The sequence below is a fragment of the Devosia sp. genome (assembly GCF_036676215.1).
Lineage (GTDB): Bacteria > Pseudomonadota > Alphaproteobacteria > Rhizobiales > Devosiaceae > Devosia.
This window is the reverse complement of the sequence record NZ_JAKFDJ010000018.1, coordinates 66,092-91,123: the sequence shown is the minus strand read 5'-3', so window position 1 is coordinate 91,123 and position 25,032 is coordinate 66,092. Positions and strand designations below refer to the sequence as shown.

21 protein-coding genes are annotated in these 25,032 nt (G+C 63.3%); 9 read left to right on the top strand and 12 right to left on the bottom strand.

Going from position 1 to position 25,032, the window contains the following annotated elements; genetic code table 11:
* Positions 1-45: 45 nt before the first annotated feature.
* The 3 genes from V6M52_RS01685 to V6M52_RS01675 all read left to right on the top strand — a co-directional run bounded on the left by V6M52_RS01685 (position 46) and on the right by V6M52_RS01675 (position 3,076).
* A complete protein-coding gene (locus tag V6M52_RS01685) occupies positions 46-990 on the top strand; it encodes an ABC transporter substrate-binding protein (RefSeq protein WP_332689015.1) in 945 nt (314 codons plus the stop codon).
* A gap of 64 nt (positions 991-1,054) precedes the next feature.
* Positions 1,055-1,786, top strand: coding sequence for an SDR family oxidoreductase (locus V6M52_RS01680; protein ID WP_332698771.1), 732 nt, complete (start codon positions 1,055-1,057; stop codon positions 1,784-1,786).
* Between the two features lie 15 nt (positions 1,787-1,801).
* On the top strand, positions 1,802-3,076 hold the full coding sequence (locus V6M52_RS01675) for an L-fuconate dehydratase (protein ID WP_332698768.1): 1,275 nt from the start codon (positions 1,802-1,804) through the stop codon (positions 3,074-3,076).
* Positions 3,077-3,091: 15 nt separating this feature from the next.
* Here V6M52_RS01675 and V6M52_RS01670 read toward each other — a convergent pair whose 3' ends face one another.
* The gene (locus V6M52_RS01670) at positions 3,092-3,835 is read right to left on the bottom strand and encodes a fumarylacetoacetate hydrolase family protein (protein ID WP_332698765.1); all 744 of its coding nucleotides are present in this window, start codon (positions 3,833-3,835) and stop codon (positions 3,092-3,094) included.
* A 5-nt stretch (positions 3,836-3,840) separates the two neighbouring features.
* Positions 3,841-5,073, bottom strand: coding sequence for an aminopeptidase (locus tag V6M52_RS01665; RefSeq protein ID WP_332698762.1), 1,233 nt, complete (start codon positions 5,071-5,073; stop codon positions 3,841-3,843).
* 154 nt (positions 5,074-5,227) lie between these two features.
* On the opposite strand from V6M52_RS01665, the gene V6M52_RS01660 reads away from it, so the two are divergent.
* Together V6M52_RS01660 and V6M52_RS01655 are read left to right on the top strand one after the other, a co-directional pair.
* A complete protein-coding gene (locus V6M52_RS01660; protein ID WP_332689024.1) occupies positions 5,228-5,353 on the top strand; it encodes a hypothetical protein in 126 nt (41 codons plus the stop codon).
* Positions 5,354-5,827: 474 nt separating this feature from the next.
* The gene (locus V6M52_RS01655; RefSeq protein WP_332698759.1) at positions 5,828-7,627 is read left to right on the top strand and encodes an ABC transporter ATP-binding protein; all 1,800 of its coding nucleotides are present in this window, start codon (positions 5,828-5,830) and stop codon (positions 7,625-7,627) included.
* 54 nt (positions 7,628-7,681) lie between these two features.
* On the opposite strand, the gene V6M52_RS01650 is transcribed toward V6M52_RS01655, so the two are convergent.
* Positions 7,682-9,607 carry a methyl-accepting chemotaxis protein gene (locus V6M52_RS01650; RefSeq protein ID WP_332698755.1) on the bottom strand — a complete coding sequence of 642 codons (1,926 nt, stop codon included), beginning with the start codon at positions 9,605-9,607 and terminating at the stop codon, positions 7,682-7,684.
* Positions 9,608-9,866: 259 nt separating this feature from the next.
* Here V6M52_RS01650 and V6M52_RS01645 point away from each other — a divergent pair, with 259 nt between their 5' ends.
* Positions 9,867-10,787, top strand: coding sequence for a VOC family protein (locus tag V6M52_RS01645; protein WP_332698752.1), 921 nt, complete (start codon positions 9,867-9,869; stop codon positions 10,785-10,787).
* A gap of 53 nt (positions 10,788-10,840) precedes the next feature.
* On the opposite strand, the gene V6M52_RS01640 is transcribed toward V6M52_RS01645, so the two are convergent.
* Positions 10,841-11,752, bottom strand: coding sequence for a sugar kinase (locus V6M52_RS01640; protein WP_332698749.1), 912 nt, complete (start codon positions 11,750-11,752; stop codon positions 10,841-10,843).
* Positions 11,753-11,875: 123 nt separating this feature from the next.
* Between V6M52_RS01640 and V6M52_RS01635 the strand changes: the two genes are divergently transcribed.
* Positions 11,876-13,345 carry a mannitol dehydrogenase family protein gene (locus tag V6M52_RS01635; protein ID WP_332698746.1) on the top strand — a complete coding sequence of 490 codons (1,470 nt, stop codon included), beginning with the start codon at positions 11,876-11,878 and terminating at the stop codon, positions 13,343-13,345.
* Here V6M52_RS01635 and V6M52_RS01630 read toward each other — a convergent pair.
* The 6 genes from V6M52_RS01630 to V6M52_RS01605 form a co-directional block, all read right to left on the bottom strand.
* Complete coding sequence (locus V6M52_RS01630) at positions 13,342-13,662, bottom strand: hypothetical protein (protein ID WP_332698744.1); 321 nt, start codon at positions 13,660-13,662, stop codon at positions 13,342-13,344. The two genes, V6M52_RS01635 and V6M52_RS01630, sit on opposite strands and share 4 nt — an antisense overlap.
* A gap of 49 nt (positions 13,663-13,711) precedes the next feature.
* Complete coding sequence (locus tag V6M52_RS01625) at positions 13,712-14,866, bottom strand: iron-containing alcohol dehydrogenase (protein ID WP_332698742.1); 1,155 nt, start codon at positions 14,864-14,866, stop codon at positions 13,712-13,714.
* 4 nt (positions 14,867-14,870) lie between these two features.
* A complete protein-coding gene (locus V6M52_RS01620; protein WP_332698740.1) occupies positions 14,871-16,253 on the bottom strand; it encodes an aldehyde dehydrogenase family protein in 1,383 nt (460 codons plus the stop codon).
* 131 nt (positions 16,254-16,384) lie between these two features.
* A complete protein-coding gene (locus tag V6M52_RS01615; RefSeq protein ID WP_332688371.1) occupies positions 16,385-17,746 on the bottom strand; it encodes a glutamine synthetase family protein in 1,362 nt (453 codons plus the stop codon).
* A gap of 76 nt (positions 17,747-17,822) precedes the next feature.
* Entirely contained in the window at positions 17,823-19,304 is a 1,482-nt protein-coding gene (locus V6M52_RS01610; RefSeq protein WP_332688373.1) for an amino acid permease, read from the bottom strand.
* Between the two features lie 36 nt (positions 19,305-19,340).
* On the bottom strand, positions 19,341-20,087 hold the full coding sequence (locus tag V6M52_RS01605) for an N-formylglutamate amidohydrolase (protein WP_332688375.1): 747 nt from the start codon (positions 20,085-20,087) through the stop codon (positions 19,341-19,343).
* A gap of 115 nt (positions 20,088-20,202) precedes the next feature.
* Here V6M52_RS01605 and V6M52_RS01600 point away from each other — a divergent pair, with 115 nt between their 5' ends.
* Complete coding sequence (locus V6M52_RS01600) at positions 20,203-21,039, top strand: MurR/RpiR family transcriptional regulator (RefSeq protein ID WP_332698738.1); 837 nt, start codon at positions 20,203-20,205, stop codon at positions 21,037-21,039.
* 5 nt (positions 21,040-21,044) lie between these two features.
* Here V6M52_RS01600 and ppk2 read toward each other — a convergent pair whose 3' ends face one another.
* On the bottom strand, positions 21,045-21,902 hold the full coding sequence (ppk2, locus tag V6M52_RS01595) for a polyphosphate kinase 2 (protein WP_332698735.1): 858 nt from the start codon (positions 21,900-21,902) through the stop codon (positions 21,045-21,047).
* 90 nt (positions 21,903-21,992) lie between these two features.
* On the opposite strand from ppk2, the gene V6M52_RS01590 reads away from it, so the two are divergent.
* Entirely contained in the window at positions 21,993-23,276 is a 1,284-nt protein-coding gene (locus V6M52_RS01590; RefSeq protein WP_332698732.1) for a sensor histidine kinase, read from the top strand.
* 931 nt (positions 23,277-24,207) lie between these two features.
* Here V6M52_RS01590 and V6M52_RS01585 read toward each other — a convergent pair.
* Positions 24,208-24,771 carry a GcrA family cell cycle regulator gene (locus tag V6M52_RS01585; RefSeq protein ID WP_332688402.1) on the bottom strand — a complete coding sequence of 188 codons (564 nt, stop codon included), beginning with the start codon at positions 24,769-24,771 and terminating at the stop codon, positions 24,208-24,210.
* Positions 24,772-25,032: the final 261 nt, after the last annotated feature.

The window sequence follows — 25,032 nt, the reverse complement described above, 5'->3', positions numbered from 1 at the left end:
AAGGCTTCGCCGCAAGACTGAGTTTTACCCAATGGGAGGATTACCATGCTCAATAGACGTACCCTGCTCGGCGCTCTCAGCGCCGTAGCCCTTCTGACCGCCACCGGCTCTGCCTCGGCCCAGGACAATTACGATATCGCCCTGATTTCCAAGGGCTTCCAGCACCAATTCTGGCAGGCCGTGAAGGCCGGTGCCGATCAGGCCGCGATCGATCTCGGCGTGACCGTGACCTTCGAAGGTCCGGAAACCGAAAGCCAGGTCGATCGCCAGATGGACATGCTGGCGGCCGCCCTGTCACGCCAGCCCTCCGCCATCGGCTTTGCGGCGCTCGACAGCCAGGCCGCCACGCCGCTGCTGCAGCAGGCCAAGGATGCCGGCATTCCGGTCATCGCCTTCGACTCCGGCGTCGACAGCGACATTCCGCTGACCACTGCCACCACCGACAACGTCGCCGCCGCCGCCTTGGCTGCCGACGTGATGGCCGAACTGATCGGCGGCTCGGGCAAGGTTGCCATCGTTGCGCACGACCAGACCAGCCGCACCGGCATTGACCGCGTCGAAGGCTTCTCGAACCGTATTGCGGAAGCCTATCCCGACATCGAGGTCGTCTCGGTTCAGTACGGCGGTGGCGACCAGCTGCAGTCGACCGAAATCACCAAGTCGATCCTGCTCGCCAACCCCGACCTCAAGGGCATTTTCGGCGCCAATGAAGGTTCTGTCCTGGGCGTTGCCAACGGCAAGCAGGAGCTGGGCAGCTCGGTTGTGATCATCGGCTACGATTCGGGCGCCGCACAGAAGGCCCTGATCGAAAGCGGCGTGATTGCCGGCGCCATCACCCAGAACCCGGTCGGCATCGGCTACCAGACCGTTGCCGCTGCCGTCGCTGCGCTCAAGGGTGAAACCCTTCCGCCGGTGATCGATACCGGCTTCTACTACTACGACAAAGACAACATGGCCGAACCCGAAATCGCGGCCGTGCTGTACGACTAATCTCCCGCCGGGCCAGGCAGTCCTCCCAACGGCTGCCTGGCCCAACCTTTACCCAGGACAGACAATGGCCGACCTCACCGGAAAGATCGTTCTCATCACCGCCGCCGCCCAAGGGATCGGTCGCGCCTCAGCGGAAGCCTTTGTGCGAGCCGGCTGCACGGTGATCGCCACCGACATCAATGCCGCCAAGCTGGCCGAGCTGGAGGGGGTCGCGGGCGTCACCACGCGTCTGCTCGACGTGCTGTCGGCCGAGGCGGTCAAACAGGCGGTGGCCGAGATCGGCCGCATCGATGTGCTCTTCAACTGCGCCGGCGTCGTCCACAACGGCACCGTGCTGGAGATGAGCGACAAGGATCTCGACTTCGCGCTCGACCTCAACGTCAAGGCGCAGATCCGCACCATCCAGGCCGTCCTGCCTCAGATGCTGGAGCGCCAGGATGGGGCCATCATCAACATGGCGACCGTGGCCAGCTCGATCAAAGGCGTGCCCAATCGGGCGGCCTATTCCATCTCCAAGGCAGCGGTGGTCGGCCTGACCAAATCGGTGGCGGCCGATTACGTGACACAGGGCATCCGCGTGAACGCCATCTGTCCCGGCACGGTGGAGTCGCCGAGCCTGCACGAGCGCTGGTATGCCACCGGCGATTTCGAGGCGGCCAAGAAAGCCTTCATCGCGCGCCAGCCGATCGGCCGCATTGCCCGGCCCGAGGAAGTGGCGGACCTCGCGGTCTATCTGGCCGGGGCGACCTATACGACGGGCCAAACCCACATCATCGACGGCGGCTGGACGGCCTGACCTTTCGGAACTCCCATGACCAAGATCACCTCCCTCGCGACCCACGACCTGCGCTTTCCCACTTCGGCCTCGCTGGACGGGTCAGACGCAATGAATCCGGACCCCGATTATTCGGCCGCCTATGTCATCCTCGGCACCGATGGCGCCCACGAAGGCCACGGGCTGACCTTTACCATCGGGCGCGGCAACGAGGTGGTCGTGGCGGCCATTCGGGCGCTGGAGAGCCGCGTTGTCGGTCTCGAACTGGAGTGGATCGCGGAAAATCCTGGCCGCTTCTGGCGCCATGTGACCGGCGACAGCCAATTGCGCTGGATCGGGCCGGACAAGGGCGCCATGCATCTGGCGACCGGAGCGGTGGTCAATGCCGTTTGGGATCTGCTGGCCAAGCAGGCGGGCAAGCCAGTCTGGCAATTCGTCGCCGACATGACGCCTGAGCAGCTAGTCTCCATCGTCGACTTCCGCTACCTCACCGACGCCATCACGCCCGATGAAGCGCTGGCGATTTTCCGCAAGGCCGAGGCCGGCAAGGCCGGGCGCATGGCCACGCTCCAGGCCGAAGGCTACCAGTGCTACACCACCTCGGCAGGCTGGCTGGGCTATTCCAACGAGAAGCTGACACGGCTGGCGACGGAGGCCGTCGCCGAGGGCTTCCAGCATATCAAGATGAAGGTGGGGCGTGATCTCGACGACGATATCCGCCGGCTCGAAATCGTCCGCGAGATCATGGGGCCGGATCGGTTCCTGATGATCGACGCCAACCAGGTCTGGGAAGTCGATCAGGCCATTGACTGGGTCAAGGCGCTGTCGCGCTTTAACCCCTATTTCATCGAGGAGCCGACCAGCCCCGACGATGTGTCCGGCCATAGGGCCATCCGCTCGGCCATTGCCCCGATCAAGGTGGCCACCGGCGAGATGTGCCAGAACCGGATCCTGTTCAAGCAGTTCATCAAGGATGGCGCGATCGATATCGTCCAGATCGACGCCTGTCGCATCGGCGGCTTGAACGAAGTGCTGTCAGTGCTGCTGATGGCGGCCAAATTCGGCCTGCCGGTCTGGCCGCATGCCGGCGGCGTCGGCCTCTGCGAATATGTGCAGCACCTCAGCATGATCGATTATCTCGTGGTGTCGGGCACCAAGGAAGGTCGCGTGATCGAATATGTCGACCACCTGCACGAGCACTTCATCGAGCCCTGCGACATCCGCAATGCCGCCTACATGCCCCCCAAGCTGCCGGGCTTTTCGATCCAGATGAAGGCGGAGTCGATCGCGGAGAATGAGTTTAAGGGCTGAGATCGGAGTACCGCCTCAATAGCTCATCTCCGCCGTCACGCTGCCCCAATCGCCCATCTTGCCTTCGACGTGCTTGGATGTGCCATGCGGCGCTAATACCCGTGAGCCGGTGATGATGACCTGACCTGCCGTCAGTGGCAGGCCGCGGGTTGCGGCGTGGCGGGCGAGCCAGGTGATGGCTTCCACGATGGCGTCCCAGCTTGCGCCAGTAGCAGTGCTCTTGGTCTCGACGCCATCGAGCAGCAGGCTCACCGGCAGGGTGGCGAGGTCCGCCTTGATGGCCGGATCGAAAGCCGGGCCGACCACGACGGCGCCATTGCTCTGCAGGTCGCCCAGCCTGACATTGGCATGGATAGAATCGCGGTCGACGAAGGGGTTGCCGATCATTTCCAGCACCGGATGGAGGCTGGCAATGGCCGCCTCGACTTGGGCGGCGTCGGCGTCGCCGGGCAGGTCGCTCCCGAGTTTTACCGCCACCTCCACCTCCGGAAAGATGAAGCGGTGCCGCGTGGAATCGATGCCGGCGCCATTGTCGAAATAACGATTGGCCGGGATCGGTGCACAGGTCGGTTCGCCTTGGCCGCCGGCCATGACCTTCCAGCCGCCCACTGGGCCGAGCAGGCCGATGACAACGTCCTGCATGGCATAGACGGCGGCCATGTCGGCCGGCGTCAGGTTTTCTGGCACGCTCTCGATGAGCGGGCCGCCGTCATGAGCGGCATTGAGGCGTAGGGCGAGGTCGATAACCGCGTCGGTCACGGTACTCAGTTCGCCCACTCGCCGCCGCGCATGACCGGCTCGGTGCTGCCATCGACATGGACGCCGTCGATGTCGATCTTGTCGCTGCCGATCATCCAGTCGATGTGGATGTTCGACATATTGCCGCCCTGCGCGGAAATCTGCTCCTGGCTCAGATCCTTGCCACCCACGAAACAGTCCGAATAGCACTGGCCCTGCGCGATATGGCAGGAGGCATTCTCGTCATAGAGCGTGTTGAAGAACAGGATGCCCGAAGCCGAAATCGGTGAGGAATGAGGCACAAGCGCCACTTCGCCGAGGCGCCGACCGCCCTCGTCGGTGTCGAGCACCTTGTTGAACAGGTCCTGGTTCTTGGATGCCTTGAACTCGACCAGCCTGCCGCCCTCGAAACGCGCCTGCATGTCTTCGATCAGCGCGCCATTGTGGCTGAGCGGCTTGGTGCCGGCGACATAGCCGTCAACGCGCAGCTTGTGTGGCGTGGTGAAGACTTCTTCGGTCGGGATATTGGGATTGCAGGTAATGCCGTTCTTGGCTTCCGAAGCGCCGCCCTTCCAGCGGTGACCATCGGCGAGACCGACGGTGAGATCGGTGCCCGGCCCGGTATACTTGAGCGCGGCGAAGGACTTGCCGTTGAGCCAGGTCCAGCGCTTCTTGAGATTTCCATTGTGCTCCGCCCAGGCGGCGATGGGATCGTCCTGATCGACGCGCGACGCTTTGAAGATGGCATCGGCGAGCTTGGTCACCGCTTCTTCTTCGCTGTCATTGGGGAAGACCAGCTTGGCCCAGGCGGCGCTGGGATAGGAGACGATGTTCCAGTTGATATCGAAGCCGGTGATGAGCTGCAGCGCTGGCTTGTAGGCGGCTGAATTGGCGCGCATGGCGCGGGTCACCTTGTCGGGGTCCTGGCCGGCCAGCATCATCGGATTGTCCCCGGCAATGGCGAGGCGCGCTGCATTGTTCTTGAAGGCCTCGGCCATGCCCGAATAGAGCCAGCCGGCGGCCTTGTCGAAGCTGGCATTGTTGGCATGCTTGTAGCGGGCGAGGGTGGCTTCCTCATCGGAATAGATAGTGGTCACGAGACCCGCGCCTGCCTTGTAGGCGTGTTCGGTGATCCGGCGGACCAGCGGTGCGGCCGTCATCGGCGCGGTCATGATCAGGTCCTGGCCCTCGGCCAGTTGCAGGCCGACCTTGATGGCAACCTGGGCGAGCTTGTCGAGCTTGACGGGATCGATAGTCATTGGGGCGAATGCCTCTGTTCTGAATCGGTTGGCTGAACCCTAGACCCGGTATGGAATGAGCGCCACCCGGCCAAATCGGAAAATATCTTGATCTGAATCAAGGGTGAATCGCGGCGACGCGGCAAGGCTCCGGCAGTCATCATAGGAGCTGACAATGGCTGCCAATCTGCATTTGGTCATCATCGCGGTACTGACGTTCTTTGGCGTGTTCACCGCTGCGCTGGGGTATGCGCAGTGGGCTACGCGCGGCATCGAGGTCTATCGGGCAGAGAAGCGCTGAATACGCAGTCGACACCCTAGCCCTTGTGGGCGCCCGACCGCGAATGGCACCGAGACCAACCGCATTGATCCTGCCATTCGGGCTTAGCCCTCATGGCCCTCGCACCTAGAATCGTGCCACTGGCGCGATTTTGCTTTCGGCCGGCGCGAAGTGTGTCATTCCCGCACCATCTCTTGCGACGTTGCAAATATCCGGTTGGCAAGTCCGAACGGTTTGGCTACAAAACGTCCACCGCTTCAGATCTCGAACCAGGGAGGCGTTGTATGGCAGTGACATTCATCGAACTCCCTCCGATTGGCATGACCGGACGTTAGGTCCCTGCCATCCGCGGCCCGCCGCATAGGCCCGCCGCCCGCGGTTTTTCCATCACAGCCCAATTGATCTGACGGGATCATTTTGCCTCCCGTTCCGGCTGTGCCTTTCATCCCCTGCTATTGAGGGCCGGTCACCGGAAAACGGGACCGGGCTGCCATTATGAGTCGCAAGAAACTCGACTTCCGCGCCGATGCCTATCGCAACGTGCTCGGCTTTACCTTCCGCCACTGGTCGGGCCGTCCGGCTCTGATTGCGCTGATCTGCGTGCTGGTCATCGTCTCGACGCTGGCCGAAGTCATGGTGCCGGTATTCTCCGGTCAGATCGTCGATGCCATCGCTGGTGGCACCAGCTCGGGCGCCGATGAGGCTCTGCGCGCCTTTGTCATTGTGGTGGGGCTTGGCCTCGCCAGCGTCGCGCTGCGCTGGTTCATCTTCCAGGGCGTCATCCGGCTGACGATCCGCATGATGGCCGAGATCGTCAATAACGGCTTCCACCGGGTGCAGCGCTTCTCGACCGACTGGCATGCCAACAGCTTTGCCGGCTCGACCGTGCGCAAGATCACCCGCGGCATGTGGGCGCTCGATTCGCTCAATGACGTGCTGCTGGTGGCGCTGTTGCCATCGGTGGTCATGCTGGTGGGTGCCACCGTCATCCTGGGCTCGTACTGGCCGGTGATGGGTCTCGTGGTGGGCCTCGGCTCGATCATCTACATCGGCGTCACGGTGGCTTTGTCGATGGGCTTTGTCTCGCCGGCGGCCAGCCTCGCCAACGCCTGGGATACCAGGCTCGGCGGCGCGCTGGCCGATGCGGTGAGCTGCAACTCGGTGGTCAAGGCCTTCGGCGCCGAGGACCGGGAAGAGCAGCGGCTGCGCCATGTGCTGGGCAAGTGGGATGTGCGAACCCGACGGACCTGGAAGCGCGGCACACTGAGCGGCACGATCCAGGGCTTTATGATGGTGACCATGCAGGCCGGCATTCTGGGCACTGGCCTGCTGATGTGGCAGCGCGGGCTGGCGACGCCGGGCGACATCACCTTCGTGCTGGCCATGTTCTTCGTGCTGCAGGGTTATCTGCGAGACGTGGGCCAGCATATCCGCAACCTGCAGCGGGCGGTCAACGATATGGAAGAGCTGGTGGCGCTCGACCGGACGCCGCTCGGCATCGACGACAGGCCGGATGCTGGGGCCATTGCCATCGGCAAGGGCGAGATCGCGTTCGACCATGTGACCTTCCAGTATGGTGCACATCCGACGCCGCTCTATCGCGACTTCTCGGTGCGTATCGCGCCGGGCGAACGCGTGGGGCTGGTCGGCCATTCGGGCTCGGGCAAGACGACCTTCGTCAAGCTGATCCAGCGGCTTTATGACGTCAATGATGGCGCCATCACCATCGACGGGCAGAACATCGCCGATTTCAAGCAGGCGAGCCTGCGCGGCCAGATTGCTATCGTGCAACAGGAGCCGATCCTGTTCCACCGCACCCTGGCTGAGAACATCGCCTATGCCCGTCCCGACGCCACGCGCGCCGAGATCGAGCTAGCGGCGCAACAGGCCAATGCGCATGACTTCATTCTCGACCTGCCCAAGGGCTACGAAACCCTTGTCGGCGAGCGCGGGGTGAAGCTGTCGGGTGGTGAACGGCAGCGCGTCGCCATCGCCCGGGCGTTCCTCGCCGATGCGCGGGTGCTGATCCTGGACGAGGCGACGTCCAGCCTCGACAGCGAGAGCGAAGTGCAGATCCAACAGGCCATGGAACGGCTCATGGTGGGTCGCACTACGCTGGTGATTGCGCACCGGCTGTCGACGGTTCGCGCCCTCGATCGCCTGCTGGTGTTCGACAAGGGCAGAATCGTCGAGGAAGGCACGCATGAGGCGCTCATCCGCCTCAACGGTGGCATCTATCGCCGGCTGTTCGAGCGGCAGGCGCTGGAACTCACCAAGGGGCTCAAGATCGCCTGATACGAAAACGCCGGGGTGTGAGCCCCGGCGTTTTGCTTTTTGGTAGTGTGATCCTCAGGCCGCGCGGGCCATTCCGCGGCGGGCGGTGCTGGTCTCGCTCACCTTGAAGATGTCGACGATGGCATCGAGCTGGGTCGCCTGGTTCTCCGTCTGCTCGATGGCCGCGTTCATTTCCTCGACCAGCGCCGCATTGTGCTGGGTCATTTCGTCCATCTGGCGCACGGCGATGCTGACTTCGGTAATGCCGGTGGACTGCTCCTGACTGTCGCGGGAAATTCCCTCCATCAGCGTCGAGCTGGAACGGACACCTTCGAGCATGCCATTGAGGCGCTCGGCGGCATCGGCGACCAGGCGGCTGCCATCGCTGACCTCCTTGGCGCTCTGTTCGATCAGCACCTTGACGTCGGCCGAGGCACTCGCCGCCGATTGCGCCAGGCGCCGCACTTCCACGGCCACCACGGCAAAGCCCTTGCCGGCATCGCCAGCGCGGGCGGCTTCCACCGAGGCGTTGAGCGCCAGCAGGTTGGTCTGGAAGGCGATGTCGTCGATCAGCCCGATGATGTTGGAGATCTTGGACGAGGAGGTGGTGATGCGCTCCATCGCGCCGGTGGCCTGGGCCATGACTTCGCCGCTCATTTCGGCCGAGGCGGTGACGCGGTTCGCATTGCCATTGGCGTCCTGGGCGCGCTTGGCATTTTCCAGCACGGTGGAGGCCAGGGTCTCCATGGCGGCCGAGGTTTCCTCGATAGTAGCGGCCTGGCGGGTGGTGCGTTCGGAGAGGTCATTGGCGCCGGCCAGGATTTCGCTGGTGGCGGTCTTGAGCGAACGCGAGGTGCCCTTGAGCTGAGCGACAATGTCGGCCAGCTTTTCGGCCACCGCATTGGTATTGTCCTTGAGGGCACCGAAGGCGCCCTGATATTGGCCGGTGACGCGATGGGTGAGATCGGTATTGGCGATGGCCGAGAGCACGGTGCCAGTTTCTGCCAGACCCCGGTCGACTGTTTCGACCAGACCGTTGACGCTGGCGGCCAGGCCATTGAGTTCATCGTCGCTGAAATTGGTGGGTACGCGCTGGGCGAAATCGCCGGCGCTGGCGGCCTTCATCACCGAGCCAAGCTCAGCCTGCAGCAGCGCCATCATGTCGGCGCGCTCGACAATGGAGAGATTGCGCGCGGCCTCCTCGGCGCTGAGCGCGGCGACGCGCTTGCCATTCTGGCGGAACACTTCGACAGCGCGCGCCATGGCCCCGATCTCGTCCTTGGCGTCGGCATTGGCAATGGTGACGTCGAGCTTGCCATCGGCCAGTTCGATCATGGTGTGGGTCAGCTCGCGGACCGGATTGACGATGGTACGGCGGCCCACCAGGAGGCTGACCGCCAGGCCGATGACGATACCGGCCGCGGCCGAGATAGCCAGGGTCAGCATGGCGGTGAAGGCAGAGGTCTCGGCCGCATCGCGCATGCTCGCCATCAGCTCGCCCGAATAGGTGCTGTAGAGCTTGATCGTGTCGGTGACCACCAGTTGGGCTGCCAATGCGTCGGCGAGGGCGGCATCAAGGGCGGCGGCATCGAAGGGTTGCGCCGCGGCGACCTTGAGCATGTCGTTGATCTTGCCGAAATACGCATCCATCACCGGCTTGACGGCCTCGAGCTGTCCGAGTTCGGTCTCGTCGGCGGCAGCTTCGATGATGGGAAAGCGCCCCTTCATCTCGGTCATGCGCCGGTCGGCCTGGGTGACGAAATCGGCGACGCCCGCAGGGTTCAGCACCAGCTGGTAGGTCATGCGGCTGATGGCGATCACGTCCATGCGCAGATCCATGGCCTCGCGCGCCGCCACTTCCTTGGCACCCACCCGATCCATGACGTCGCGCAGCGAGCCCAGTTCACGCCAGCCGATGGCGGCGATGGCGGTAGCGACCACGCCCATCAGCAGGACGGTCAGGACCAGCTTTTGCAGGATTGGAATATTGCGAAAATTCATGGCGAAGCGACCCTGATGCCCGAGTGATGTCCTCGGCGATCAGCCTTCAGACAGTGCAACAGCAATCTCTGAAACTGCTTAAGTTTGCGTGAAACTGCCGGGAGTTAAGGCCCCTCGCATGGCTCGTATGCGTCAACACGCAACCACGTCTGCGGAGACCATCCGGCTTTGGCGAACAATGCCTTCGGCGCAGCGCCGATGGTGGCAGGGCCTTGCCGGGCCTATATGCTGGCCAACAGTGAAATTCAGGAGCCTCGCCATGATCGACGCATCCGTACAGACCAATGTGAAGTCCAAGCCCATCCTGCCGCTGAACACGATGCTGGGGCCCGTCCACATCGCCGTCACCGACCGGGCCAAGGCGCTGGCCGTCTGGCAGGAGGTGGTGGGCCTCGATCTTATCGCCGAGGCCGGCAATGAGCTGACGCTGGGGGCGGGCGGCAAGCCGCTGATTGTGCTGGAGACCGGCGCTGTGCGCCCTGTCGTGCCGCGCACCATCGGGCTTTATCACGTGGCCATCCATGTACCGAGCCGGGTCGAGCTGGCGCAGATGGCGGTGCGGGCGTTGCAGCGCAATGTTCGTATCTCGCCCACCGATCACCTCGTCTCCGAGGCGATCTATCTGTGGGACCTGGACGGCAATGGCATCGAGATCACCCTCGAGACGCCTTGGCGCGGCACGCTGGGCGACCCCGACAAGGGCCAGACCTATGCGGTGACCGCTGAGGGCCGGCCCCATTCGGGCCGCGAACCTATCGACCTCGACGGGCTGCTGGCCGAACTGGGTCCATCGCCCGTTCTGGCCCCGCGCATGGCTGCCGGCACCCGCATCGGCCATGTGCATGTGCATGTGAACGATCTCGGCCTGGCGATGGATTTCTATCGCGATGTCATCGGCTTTGCCGGTTTCCTGATGATCCATTCCTTCGGCATGGGCGATGTGGGGCTCGACTACATGCCGCATACCCTTGCCTTCAACATCTGGGCCGGCCCCAATGCCGGACTGCCCTCGGCGGGTGCCGCAGGTTTGCGCTGGTTCACCATTGTGGTGCCTGATGCAGCGACGCTCGATGGGGTAAAGGCACGGCTGGCCTCCGCCAGGGCGCCGGCATCGCCGGTCGAGGGCGGTGTCGAGACGCGGGATCCCTTCGGCAATCGGATCAGGGTTCTGGTCGCCTAGTGGCCCTCCGTTCGACGCGGCGGTGGACACCCTGAGGGCAGCGGGTCGATGGCTCAGGCGAGCAGCTTGGGGTCGACCAGCGCTCCCTTCTGGCCGATGACCACGCCAGCCACGCGATGCGCTGCCTCGGCCGCCTCGCGAAGTGATTTGCCGGCCAGCCGGGCCGACAAATAGGCCCCGTTGAAACTGTCGCCGGCGCCGGTAGCATCCACTACCGTGGCGCCGGGCTTCGGCGCGACCCGGACGCGCTCGGTTGTTGTGGCGATCAGCGCCTCGCCCGCGCCGTCCTTGACCACCACTTCTTCGACGCCCAGTTCCAGATAGCGGTCGGCCGTATCCTCGACCGACTTGTCGCCGAATAGCGGCGCTTCGTCGGTATGGGTGGGTAATACGATGTCGCACATGGTGGCGGCAGCGGTCAGCACCGCGGTCATGACGCGCGGGCTGGTCCAGAGGGCCGGGCGGATATTAGTGTCGAACACGACCCTGGCACCCGCATCGCGCGCCTTGACGATGGCGCCAAGCAGCCGGCCGCGGGCGCGGGGCGCCAGGATGGCCAGGGTGATGCCGGAGAAATAGACCATGCTGGCACCATCCAGCGCCTTGGCCAGTGCTTCCTTGTCATCGGCCAGGAGCTTGGCCGCCGAGGTATCGCGCCAGTAGGTGAAATGGCGGTCGCCCTTTTCCTGGTGGATCATGTAGAGGCCGGGGCGGCGGCCGGGCACGGTGCGGATGTGGCTGGTGCCGATATGGTTGGCATCGAGGAAGGCGCGGATATCGGCGGAATACTTGTCCTCGCCCAGGCCCGTGAAATAGTCCACCGACCAGTCCTTGCCGAGCAAAGCCCGCATGTACCAGGCGGTATTGAGCGTGTCGCCAGCATAGCTGAGACGGTATTGACGATCCTCGCCACCGCTCATCTCGATCATGCATTCACCAATGCTGACGAAGCGCTGCTGTGCCAAACCCTGCTCCTCCCTTGCGTGCCTGAGGCTTATGCCGGTAAAGCCCAAGAACCCGCAAGCCAGTATCTTCCATACAAGATAGGAAGGCACTATGGTGCCGTTGATTTTACCCCGGAGATTTCCATGACGCGCCTCAGCGCCGCCATCCTCGCCAATACCCCTGCCGGGGTGAGCGGGCCCGACTATGACCGCAGCAAGATCACGCCCGGCATCGTGCATCTGGGAATCGGCGCCTTTCACCGCGCGCATATGGCGGTCTATGTCGATGATCTGCTCAAGGACAATCCCACTTGGGGCATTGTCGGCGCCAGCCTGCGCCGGCCCGACACCAAGGAAGCGCTGGAGCCCCAGGATGGGCTCTATACCGTCGCCATACGCGACGCGGCGGGGACCCATCCGCGCGTCATCGGCTCGATCCTCAAGGTGCTTGATGCAAATACCGAACGCGAGGACCTGCTGGCGCTGATGGCGAGCCCCCAGATCCGCATTGTCTCGCTGACGGTGACCGAGAAGGGCTATTGCCACGATCCGGCAACGGGAGAGCTGGACCAGCGCCACCCCGATATCGCCTATGACCTGGCCAATCATGCGTCGCCGAAATCGGCGCCCGGCATGCTGGTCGAGGCGCTGGCGCGGCGCAAGGCGGCGGGTATCGCGCCCTTCGCGGTGATGAGCTGCGACAATCTTCCCTCCAACGGCGCGACGGTGAAGCGCATCGTCACCAAATTCGCCAGCTTGCGCGATGCGGCGCTGGGCGAATGGGTCGCCAATGTGGCCTTCCCCGGCACCATGGTGGACCGCATCGTGCCCTCCACCACCGACGCCGACCGCGACATGGTGGCCGGGCTGATCGGGGCGGAGGATGCTTGGCCGATCATGACAGAGCCCTTCACCCAATGGGTGATCGAGGACCACTTCCCCCAAGGCCGACCGCCCTTCGAAAAAGCCGGGGCGCAACTGGTCGAGGACGTCGAACCCTTCGAGCGCATGAAACTGCGGATGCTGAACGGCAGTCACTCGACCATGGCCTATCTCGGTTACCTCGCGGGCTACGAGTATATCTCCGACGTCATGGGCGATGATAACTTCGTCAAGCTGATCCACGGGCTGATGACCGAGGAAGCCATGCCGACGCTGGATATGCCCGGCGTCGACCTCGGCGCCTATCGCGACCAGCTGCTCGACCGGTTCCGCAACCCGGCGCTCAAGCATCGCACTTGGCAGATTGCCATGGACGGAAGCCAGAAACTGCCGCAGCGTCTGCTTGGCACCATCCGCGATCGGCTCGAGGCCGGCCAGCCCTTCGAGCGGCTGGGGCTCGGGGTGGCGGCATGGATGCGCTACGTCACCGGCATCGACGAGAAGGGCGAAACCATCGACGTCCGCGATCCGCTGGCCATGCGCATGATGGCGATTGCGGCAGACGCAGGCGACGACGCCGAGGCCCTTTATGTGGGGCTGGCGGGGCTGACCGAAGTATTCGGGACCGACCTCGCCGAAAATCAGGCGTTTGGCGAGACGGTGGCGACCCATCTCGACAGCCTGTTCGAAGAGGGTGTGAAGGATACGGTGGCAGAGGTCGCCAAGGGCTAGAGACCGAGGCAACCCTCTTCCGTATTGTAGTCCGGGTGATAGATGATGAAGCTGTCGCGCGCCGCCGCCTCTTGCTCAGCCAGGCGGCGGGAGAGCCATTCGGTGACGATGATCGGCGCAAATACGTCGCCCGGTGTAGCCGTGGTGACGAGGCACACATCTTCTACCCCCACGGGCGGTGCGACGATGACGAAATCGGCCGGCAGCATTTTCTTGGCTTGGCCGGGCGGCATGTGGTGCCCCGCCTTGTGATGGGCTGCGGCACCGGTGACGCCGAGTAGCAGGGTGAGGCAAGTTGCGGTGATGATGCGACGCATGGCGGTTCCTTCGCGTGAACCTACCAAACGCCGCGCCGGACCATTCGTTTCACACCCGCCCCTCCATCGCACGATCAAAGATTTCCAGCGCACGGGCTTTGGTGAGTTCGATGGGATTGCCCCCAGCGGTGGGATCGACGATTGCCATGTCGCCGATCAGTTCGCGCTTGGTGCCATCCACCTTGAACTCTGCCAGGGTGTGCGGCACGTCGAGCCGCAGGCGCAGCCCGATGACGGCGTGCTGGAAGGCCTCAAAGCTCGGTGCGAGGCCGAGATAGGCGGCGAGGCGCGCGATCCGGGCCTCGATGGCCGATTTGTTGACCGCCAGCACATAGGGCATGAACACCGCATTGGTCATGCCGTGATGGGTGTCATAGAGCGCGCCCACCGGATGGCTGAGGGCGTGGATGGCGCCCAAGCCCTTCTGGAAGGCGGTGGCGCCCATGGCGGCGGCGCTCATCATGTGGCCGCGGGCCTCGACATCGTTGGGATCGGCATAGACCTTGGGCAGGTTCTCGAAAACGAGGCGGATGCCCTCGACTGCGATGCCATCGGCCAGCGGGTGATAGCCGGGAGCGCAATAGGCTTCGAGGCAATGGGCCAGCGCATCCATGCCGGTGCCGACGGTGATGAATTTGGGCATGCCAACGGTCAGTTCGGGATCGGCGATGACCACCTTGGGCATCATCAGCGGGTGGAAGATCACCTTCTTGGTATGGGTCGTCTCATCGGTGATGACGCCCGCCCGGCCGACTTCCGAGCCGGTGCCAGCCGTGGTGGGCACTGCGACGATGGGGAATATGCCCTTGGGGTCGGCTCGCGTCCACCAATCGCCAATGTCCTCGAAATCCCACATCGGGCGGGTCTGGCCGGCCATGAAGGCGATGACCTTGCCGACATCGAGCCCCGAGCCGCCGCCAAAGGCGATGACGCCGTCATGGCCGCCTTCGCGCAGAACCTTGATGCCCGCTTCGACATTGGCCGAGATCGGGTTGGGTTTGACATCGGCGAAGACACCGACAGGGATGCCAGCCTCCTTGAGGAGCTGGATGGTTTTTTGCGTGACGGGCAGGTTGACGAGGCCGGCATCGGTGACGAGCAGCGGCTTGGCTATGCCAGCGGTTTTCAGCGCCTCGGGGAGCTCGGCGATGCGGCCGGGGCCGAACTTGATGGCGGTAGGGTAGTTCCAGTTGGCTTTGGTCATGAGGTCATACCCGCTTCAAGTGATAACTTTTCGGTTGCGTCAGGTTGGCATACCCGATTTCGCTCAGGCCCCCGCCTTTGCCGGTGTCCTTGACGCCGGTCCAGACCAGCGCCGGATCGAGATAGTCGCAGCGGTTGGCAAAGACTGTGCCGGTCTCGATGCTGCCGCCCAGCTTCGCTGCGGCGTCGAGGTCCTGGGTCCAGATCGAGGCGGTGAGGCCATAGGGGCTGTCATTCATCAGGGTGATGGCTTCGGCGTCGTCGGCGACCTTCATGATACCGACGATCGGGCCGAAGCTCTCTTCGCGCATCACGCTCATCTGGTGGTTGACGTTGGTCAGCACTTCGGGCGCCAGATAGGGCGAGCCGGGCTTGTCGAGGTCGTGCTTTGAATTGAGGTGGCGCGTGGCACCGCCGCGGAGGGCCTCTTCGGTCTGCTGACGCACATGATCGGCGAAATTGCCGCGGGCCATGGGGCCGACAATGGTATTCGGATCGAGTGGGTTGCCCAGCGTCCAGCCCTTGGCGTTTTCGATGAAGCGCTCGACGAAATCGCCATAGATGGATTCGTGCACATAGATGCGCTCGACGCCGCAGCAGGACTGGCCCGAATTGAAGAAGGAACCGTCGACGAGGTTCTCGACCGCATTGTCGAGATTGGCATCGGCGCGGACATAGGCGGGGTCCTTGCCGCCCAGTTCGAGGCCGAGCGTGGCGAAAGTGCCGGCGGCGGCCTTCTCGATGCGGCGGCCGCCTTCGACCGAGCCGGTGAAGTTGATGTGGTCGATCCGGCCGGAGGCGATGAGCTTTTCGGTGTCTGCGTGACCGAGGACCAGGTTCTGGAACAGGCCGGCGGGCAGGCCTGCGCTTTCGGCGGCGGCGGCGAAGCGTTCTCCGGCCAGCAGCGTCTGGCTGGCATGCTTGAGGATGATGGCATTGCCGGCCATCAGGCCAGGGACGATGGAATTGACCGCGGTGAGGAACGGGTAGTTCCAGGGCGCGATCACCATCACCGTGCCCAGCGCTTCGCGGGTGATGTAGCGGGTGAAGCCTTCTTTCTCCGGCCTGATGGACGGCGCCAACGCCTCGGCGGCCAGCTCGATCATGTAGCGAGCGCGTTCCTCGACGCCGCGCTTCTCGCCGCCGAAGCGGATCGGTCGGCCCATCTGCCAGGCGAGTTCGGGCACGATGTCGTCATTCATCAGCAAGAGAGCGTCGACGAAATGGCTGAGGATTTTCTGCCGCTCGGGAATGGTGGTGTCGTGCCAGGCATGGCGAGCGGACTTGGCGCGGACGACAGCGGAGTCGATCTCGGTGGCGCTGGCGAGCGGACGCTCGGCATAGGTGCTGCCGTCGATGGGGGAGATGATCTTGACCGTCTCGGTCATTTTTGGGCCTCTGGTTATTCGGCGGTGTCATCCCCGCGAAAGCGGGGATCCGTCCTGAAATTTCGAGATAGGCCCCGGCTCAGGCCGGGGTGACACCGAGTATGTGACGCGTTCTGTGGCAGCAAGGAGACTTAGCTCCGCTCGAAGCCGCGCTTAAGCTCCCAATCCGTCACGCGGCGATCATACTCGAACTGCTCCCATTCGGCCGTGTGGACGTAGTGCCCGATAACCTGCTCGCCGAAGGCATCCTTGAGCATCTTCGACTTCCGCAGCGTGTCGGTCGCTTCCCTGAGTGTCTTGGGGATTTCGCGCAGTTTCTTGGTGATGTAGGCGTCGCCGACAAAGGCGGGCTCCAGCGGCATCTTGTCCTCGATGCCCTTGATGCCGGCCGCGATGAGCGCGGCGATCGCAAGGTACGGGTTGAGGTCGGCGCCGCCCATGCGGCATTCGACGCGGATGGATTTGGAGTGCTCGCCGCAGAGGCGGAAGCCGGCGGTGCGGTTGTCAGGGGACCAGATCGCCTTGGTGGGGGCGAACGTGCCGGCCTGGAAGCGCTTGTAGCTGTTGATATAGGGCGCGAGGAAATAGGTGATGTCGCGGGCATAGGCAAGTTGGCCAGCCATGAAATGTTTCATGAGCTCGCTCATGCCGCGCTCGTCCTTGCCATCGACAAACAGCGGCTTGCCGGATTTGTCGGCCAGCGACATGTGGATGTGGCTGGAGGAACCGGCGAGGCCGAAATCCCACTTGGCCATGAAGGTCACGGCCTTGCCCTGGGCCCAGGCGATTTCCTTGGTCGCATTCTTGAGCACCACATGGCGGTCGGCCATGGTAAGGGCATCGGAATATTTGACGTTGATCTCTTCCTGGCCCGGACCCCATTCGCCCTTGGAGGATTCGACGGGAATGCCTGACGCCTGCAGGTGCTTGCGCAAAGCGCGCATCACGCCTTCTTCCTTGGTGGTCTGGAAGATGTGGTAATCCTGGATGTAGTCGCCCGCGGTCTGTGCGCTGCGATAGCCCTTCTCGCTGATGGTGCGGTAATCGTCGTCGAACAGGTAGAATTCGAGCTCGGTCGCCGCATTGGCGGTGTAGCCCATGGCGGCAAGCCGCTCGATCTGTGCCTTGAGAATGGCGCGCGGGCTATGCGGGATCGGCTCGTGGTGGTGGTGATCGGAAAGGTCGCAGAGCACGATGGCAGTGCCCTCGAGCCAGCTCGCCTTCATCAGCGTCCCGAGGTCTGGCTTCATGACAAAGTCGCCATAGCCCTTGCCCCAATTGGCCGCCTCGTAGCCGGGCACCGGCTCCATGTCGATGTCGTCGGCCAGGAGGTAATCGCAGCCATGGGTCTCGTCATTGGCCACTTCGAGGAAATATTCGGCCTGGAAGCGCTTGCCGATCATCCGTCCCTGCATGTCTGGGAAGGCGACCAGCACGGTATCGATGCTGCCTGCGGCGACGTCTTTGCGCAGCTCTGCAAGGGTGTAGGGCACGGTATTCTCCTCCCGGTTTGCTGATGATCCCACGCGCAGTGTCTCTAGGTGACGCCGCGCGTGGGTCGGTCGGCGCTTAGGCCTTGTGCTCTAGCGCAAACTCTTCCTCGGGCGACAGGATCAGCTTGTGTCGTCCGACGACAGCGAAGTAGGCGATGAACACCGCGAACCAGATCGCGACGCCCAGAATGCCGGCCCGATAGGCCGCATCCCCGGTCACCTGGAAATAGATGGTGACAGCGGCGATGATGACCGTGAGGGCCGCGCCGGGGTTGCCGAACGGGTTGCGGAAGGGTCGGTCCATATTGGGCTGATTTTGCCGCAGCAGGATGAAGCTGATGCCCTGCATGATGTAGCTGAGCATGGCTCCGAACACGGCCATGTTGAGCAGGGTGAAGCCAATCACCGAGCCGCGGTTTTCCTCGCCGGCCAGGAACCACACGGCCATGATGACGACGAGGCCGAGCAAGGCGCCGGCGACCATGGCGACATGCGGGGTCTTGCGCGTGTCGTGGGTCACCGACAGGAAGGTCGGGAAATAGCCGGCCCGGCTGAGCGAGAAGATCTGCCGGCCTTGGGCGAAGATGATGGTGTGGAACGAGGCGATCAACCCCAGCACAGCCACCAGCGCCAGGCCCTTGGCGATGCCGTCGCCATAGATGGCCCTGAAGCCATCAAGCAGCGGCTCGCCGGACGAACCCAGCGCGAATGAGCCAATGCCCATCACCGACGGGTTGAGCGTCAGGATGGCAAGTGCCGACACCACCAGTGTCAGGAAGCCAGCGATGATGCCGCGCGGCATGTCCCGCTTGGGATCCATGGATTCTTCGGCAGCCAGCGGCAATTGCTCGATGGCGAGAAACAGCCAGACGGCGAAGGGCAGGGCGAAGAACACACCCATAATGCCATTGGGCAGGAAGGGGCCATTGCCATCCGGCAATTCGACGCCACCTTCCCCGATATTCAGTGCCCAGCGCGAAAAATCCATGTTGGGAATGGCCGAGACCCAGAAGACCAGCAGGCACGCCAGCGCCAGCAGCGTCACGATCAGCGTCACGCGGAAGCTGAGCGCCACGCCCCAGACATTGAGCCCGACAAAGGCGATATAGGCCAGCACCCACCAGACCGGCTGGAAACTGTCCGGCGTTTCGAAGATGCCGGTGAGATAGGAGCCGATGAAGAACACGATCACCGCGGGGGTGAGTACATATTCGACGTTTTCGGCCAGACCCGTCAGGAACCCACCCCATGGCCCCATGGCGGTGCGGGCGAAGGAATAGGCGGCGCCGGTATGCGGCAGAGCCGGGCTCATCTCGGCGATGGCGAAGGTAAGGCCCAGATACATGATGCCGATAATGACGGTAGCGATGAACATGCCGCCCCAGCCGCCTTGCAGCAGCCCACCGTTCCACCCCGAGAAATGTCCCGAGATAACGGCGCCGACCCCCAGCGCCCACAAATGCCAGACATTGGCGTGCCGGATCAGCCCGCGCTTTGCGAAATAGTTCTGGTCGCGTGTCGCGTATGCGACACTACCGACCCTTCTCGTCTCAGCCATAGTCACGTCCCCCTGAAAATGAGCCCACGAATAGATCTAGACTGCCATTGCCCCTTTGCGCGCCTGGCGCGCCGTTTCGAGACAACGGGCCAGCCGCGACGACCATAGGGTCACCCCGGCGGGTTCGAGAATTTCGTCATGACGAATTTCGATCATGGTGGCGTCCAGCCCTCGGGCGTCGCCATGTTTTTCGAGCGTCAGCGTCACCCCGTTGAGGGCGGCATAAGGCTCATTCCAGCCGACATCGAGCCCTGGGTCATCCGCCTTGAGCGCGTTGAACAGCGCCTTGGTGTAGCCGACATCCACGCCGTGGATCAGCCCGATCGGCCAGGGCCGGGCAACGCCATGATAGATCGGCGTGAAGGAATGCATGCACACCAGGATTGTCTCGCGTCCGGCATGGCGACGGGCTTCGAGCAGGGTCTCGATCGAAGCGTGATAGGGGCGGTGAAACTGGTCGATCCGGTATCGCCGCTCGGCGTCATCGAGGTTTTCGTTGGCAGCGATATGGGTAGACTCCGACATCGTCCAGATCAGGTCCGGTGCGTCGAGTTCGCGGTTGCAGTCGATGATGAGGCGCGACACCGTGGATTGCACCAGCGGCGCATCGAGCAGATCCGAGAGCGCGTGGCTGACGGCCAGCGCACCGGGGTCCCAGGCGATGTGGGTCAGCCTCTGGCTCGGCGTCAGGCCCAGATCGCCATATTTCGCGGGAATGCGGTTGCTGGCGTGGTCGCAGACAATGACGAAGGGCGATTGCCCCCGCGCGTTGGAAACCAGCACTGCTTTTTGACCGCTAACGTCCACTTAGCCCTACGCATAGTCGGTTAATTTCTGTATCAGTAGTTTCATACTGAGAATAACTGTCAATACTGAAATCCTGAATTCAGAGGGGCGCATGGAGGGAAAGTCGGTTGCCGGGCGCATTCACGAAGCGATTCACCGGCTAACGGCAGCCGAGAAGCGCGCGGCACGCGGGCTGCTCGGATCCTATCCCACGCTGGGATTGGCGCCGGTCGCCGAGTTCGCCCAGCAGGCGGGCGCAAGCTCGGCCACGGTGCTGCGGTTCGTTGCCCAGCTCGGCTACAAATCCTATCCGGACTTCCAGCGCGCCTTGCGCGAGGAACTGGAGGAGCGTTCCAAGTCGCCGCTCCAGCGCAGCCATTCTGCAGCCGGACAGGAGCGGGGGGATAACAATTTTCTCGATCGTTTCGTGTCCCAGGAGGTCGACAATCTCCGCAGCTCTGCAGCTTTGATTCCGGCCTCCGAATTCGAGGCGGTCTGCGCCCGGCTCGCCGAGAACAAGGGCAACTGCTATCTGGCGGGCGGCCGCTTCACCGATTTCCTGGCCGGCTATATGGAGGCCCACCTGCGGTTGATACGCCAGGGCGTGCGCCGGCTGGACGGTCGCCCGGCGACACGAGCGGACCAACTGATCGACGTCAAGCCGGGGGACCTGGCCATCATCTTCGACGTGCGCCGCTACGATCCCAGCCTGACGGAGCTGGCAACCGAACTAACGGCGCGGCGAGCGCAAATCGTGCTCGTCACCGACGAGTGGATGAGCCCGGTGGCGCGCTTTGCCAAGCTGGTGCTGCCCTGCCGCACCGAGATGGGTCGCACCTGGGACGCCAATGGCGCGCTCTTCACCCTGGTCGAAGCCGTCATCGCGCGGACGACGGAGCTGAGCTGGCCGACGGCCAGCAAGCGCATGGGCTCGATCGAGGCGAAGTAGGTCACTCAGTCCGACTTGTTCAGCTTGAGGAACGCCTCGGCGCTGAGGGTGATGTTCGGATCGATCTCGCCGATCGCCTTGAGATTCTTGCCGGGGAAATCCATGCGGTGCAGCACGGACTGGATGACGTTGATGCGACCGCGGAGCTTGTCATTGGTGCGGACCACCGTCCAGGGCGCATGCGCGCAATCGGTGCGCTTGAGCATTTCGTCGCGCGCCGCCGTATAGGCGTCCCACCTGGCCAGCGCCTCCAGATCGATCGGTGAGAGCTTCCAGATTTTCAGCGGATCGTGCCGCCGGTCATGGAAGCGCTTGAGCTGCATTTCACGACCGATCGACAGCCAGAACTTGAAGAGATGGATGCCGTCCTTGGTGATGCGCTTTTCGAATTCGGGCGCCTCCTCGAGGAAATGCTCGGTCTGTTCAGGCGTGGAAAAGCCCATGACCGGCTCGACGCCGGCCCGGTTGTACCAGGAGCGGTCGAACAGCACCGTTTCGCCGGCGGCCGGCAACCAGTCGACATAGCGCTGGAAATACCATTGCGTGCGCTCGCGGTCGTTCGGCTTGGGCAGGGCCGCAATGAGGTTGTGGCGCGGATTGAGGTTTTCGAGATAGGTCTTGATGGTGCCGCCCTTGCCGGCAGCATCGCGCCCTTCAAAGACGATCATGACGCGCTCGCCCGAGGTGGCGAGGTGGGCCTGCAGCAGGACCAGCTGCAACTGCAGCCGGTACATCTGTGCTTCATAGATGTCCTTATCCAGCTTATCCTCGTATGGATAACCCCCCGAGGTCATCGCGTGTTTCTTGATCGCCTTGGGCAGTTCGGGATTGTCGAGGTCAAAGCCGTCGGAAGGGTCGGTCACTGGTGTCGCTCCATTGTCATCTTCACCGTGCTATGAAGGCGCCCTTGCGCGCAAGAGGCGGCGCAACTGACTGATTCTCAGAAACAAAACATGGACGAACCACAGTTCCACGAGCCCATGTCGCCGCTGACCGTGGCGCGCGCCCGCGTCGTGGCGCAAGGGGGACTGCTGGCTGGCATATTGGGCGTCTTCGCGGCGCTGGTGCTGTTTGGCGAAATCGGCATCGTTGCGGCCCTTGTCAGTTTTCTCGTCGTGGTGGCCGGCGTCGCCATGCTGCCCGCTGGCCGGATAACGGTGACCCGGACCATCGAGCTGCCGCGGCCCGAAATCGTCGCCGACACCGGCGCGGTCTTCGCCTTCGCCGATGCGCTGGCTGATCCCTGCCTGGTGCTGGATCGCCGCAGCGTTGTGCTGCATGCCAATGCGGCGGCGGGCCGGCAGTTCCCCTCGGTGGTTCGCGGCAACCCCATCACCTTCTCGCTGCGCAATCCGCAACTTGTGGGGGCTATTGACACGGCCATGCGCAGCGGCAGCGTGCGCAGCATCGAGCTGCACGAAACGGTGCCGTCCGAGACCTGGGAAAAGGTCCTGGTGTCCCCTCTGCGCCGGCCGGGACGGGACTGGCTCGAGGACGAAGATCGCCAGCTCGTTGTCACGTTCCAGAGCCTGACCGAGCTCAAGCGTGTCGACGCGCTGCGATCCGACTTCATTGCCAATGCCAGTCACGAACTGCGCACCCCGCTGGCGTCCCTGCTTGGCTTTATCGACACGCTGCTGGGGCCGGCCGCCAAGGACGCCGCAGCACGGGAGAAATTCCTCGGCATCATGCGCGGCCAGGCCGAGCGCATGAGCAAGTTGATCGACGATCTGCTCAGTCTGTCGCGCATCGAGATGCACCAGCACGTGCGCCCCACCGGAAGCATCGATCTGGCGGGCCTGTTGCGGGAGGTCCGCGAGGGCCTGATGATGCAGGCCAAGGCCGCCGATGTCGAAATCCGGCTGAGCCTGTTCGAGGGGCCGAGCACGACGACGGGTGATCGCAGCCAGCTTTACGAGGTGTTCGAGAACCTCATCGACAACGCCGTCAAATATGGCGCGGCCGGCAAGGTCGTTGAGGTGACCCTGGCGCCGGCCGGGCGCCCCGGCTTGCAGCACATGATAACGGTGATCGATCATGGGCCGGGTGTCGAGCCCGAACACGTGCCGCGCCTGACCGAGCGTTTCTATCGCATCGACGCCGATGTCAGTCGCAAGAAGAAGGGCACCGGCCTGGGGCTGGCCATCGTCAAGCATATCGTCAGTCGCCATCGCGGGCAGTTGTCCATCAAGAGTAAGCCGGGTGAAGGCATGCGGGTGGATGTGTTTCTGCCTTAGGGACGTGCGCAAACGCCGCCTGTACTGCGGTTGTCGCTTGGCTCGGTACCGCTCTGCTTGTCGGAGAGCGATGATGGCGAGACCGCAGTCTCGAATTGGGTAGTAGAAGGTGAGGCTGTAGTCTCGCCATCACGCCGGGATTTTTCACACACGCATCGAGCGGCCGCCCTTTCGGGTTGGACGGTGCAGATTCCGGCGGCTGAGCCCTCGGTCGTCGGCTCGCACCCCGTCACCCGCCGTCCGGCCGGTGGTCAGCATCCATGCGGGAGCCTGGCGACCCATGCTCCCCGGCAGTCTAGCCCGCTCATCACTCGTCATGATCGCGCTCTGGCGGGTAGATGGGAGCAGTATGCGGGAGGTTTTGGCAGAGGGGATAAGTTTCTGTGGATCGCAGAAAACTCCAACAAATACAGTCGTCACCCTCGGGCTTGACCCGAGGGGACTGCACTTATCTCACGTTCGGCGAGTGAAGAGCCCTCGGGTCAAGCCCGAGGGTGACGATCTGGGGCTGGGAGGACACCTTGCCTCAACCAAACTGTCATCCTGGCCCGTGCGAGACGTTCTTCCTTTTCCCCTTGAGGGAGAAGGTGCTTCGAAAGGGCGGATGAGGGTCCTCTTGCCATCCACATCAATTCACGCATGGGCGGACGCAGGACCCCTCACCCCTCCCGCGGCTGAACGCGTCGGGGGGACCCTCCCCTCAAGGGGGAGGGTGGTCCGGTGGTCGTGGAAAAGTAGCGACGACCCTAAACAAGCAGTCGACGCCCTCCCCCTTGTGGGGAGGGATCAAGGGTGGGGGTGGTTTGGCCCGGATATCCGGGCTCCCGCACCCCTCCCAACCTACCCCCAGCAAAGGGGGAGGTCGACTGAGCGATCGGTGGACAACAAAAAGGGCGCCTCGTGGGCGCCCTTTGTCATTCCTATGCCGTGACTAACGGCGCTTCTTGTCGACCTGGTGATAGGCCCGGCGCGAGTGGAACTCGCAATAGGGGCCGCTTTCCAGGCTGTGCTGGCCGCAGAAGTAGAAATCCTTGTTGAGCGGATCGCCGATCGGCCACTTACAGGTGGCTTCGGTGAGCTGCAGCAGGCTGAGGCGCTTGTCCTCGGGAATGAACAGCTCGGCCACGGCTGGCGCCACATAGAGCTGGGCTTCCATGTCCGGATTGTGCGCGAGCGCGGTGGCGCCCATCGACTGTGGCCGCGACATGGTTGGGCGCGGCTTGCCCACATTGCCCATGTTTGACATGCCAGCCGAGGGGCTGGCAACGCGACGGGGAGCCGGACGCGCTGCCGGACGGGCGCGCGGCGCGGAATTGGTGGGCTTGGCCCGGGCCGAAAGCTTGAGCCGGTGCACCTTGCCGATAACGGCATTGCGGGTGACCCCTTCGCCAAGCTCGCCGGCGATCTGGCTGGCACTGAGACCTTCCATCCAGAGCTTCTTCAAAGTCTCGACGCGCTCATCAGTCCAGCCCGCCGGTTGTGCTCCTGAAACCATCGTCAAAACAGAATCCTTCATTGCGCTGCCAAATGATTATTGCAGCCATCAAACGCTAGGCGTCGTATGTTGAGTGGGTCCGCCACACGAGATATCGTGTTCCCAATGACGTTGAGTTTACGCCATCGGAGGAATCCGGATCAAGAGTCGGGGAAGAGTTTCCCCGTGAAATCACCAGTTAAAATTGTCCTAACGAACTCTTGAGTCAAATCAGGGGCTTGGGGCGCAATCATTGACTTATCTGGCAAAAATGGCCTAACT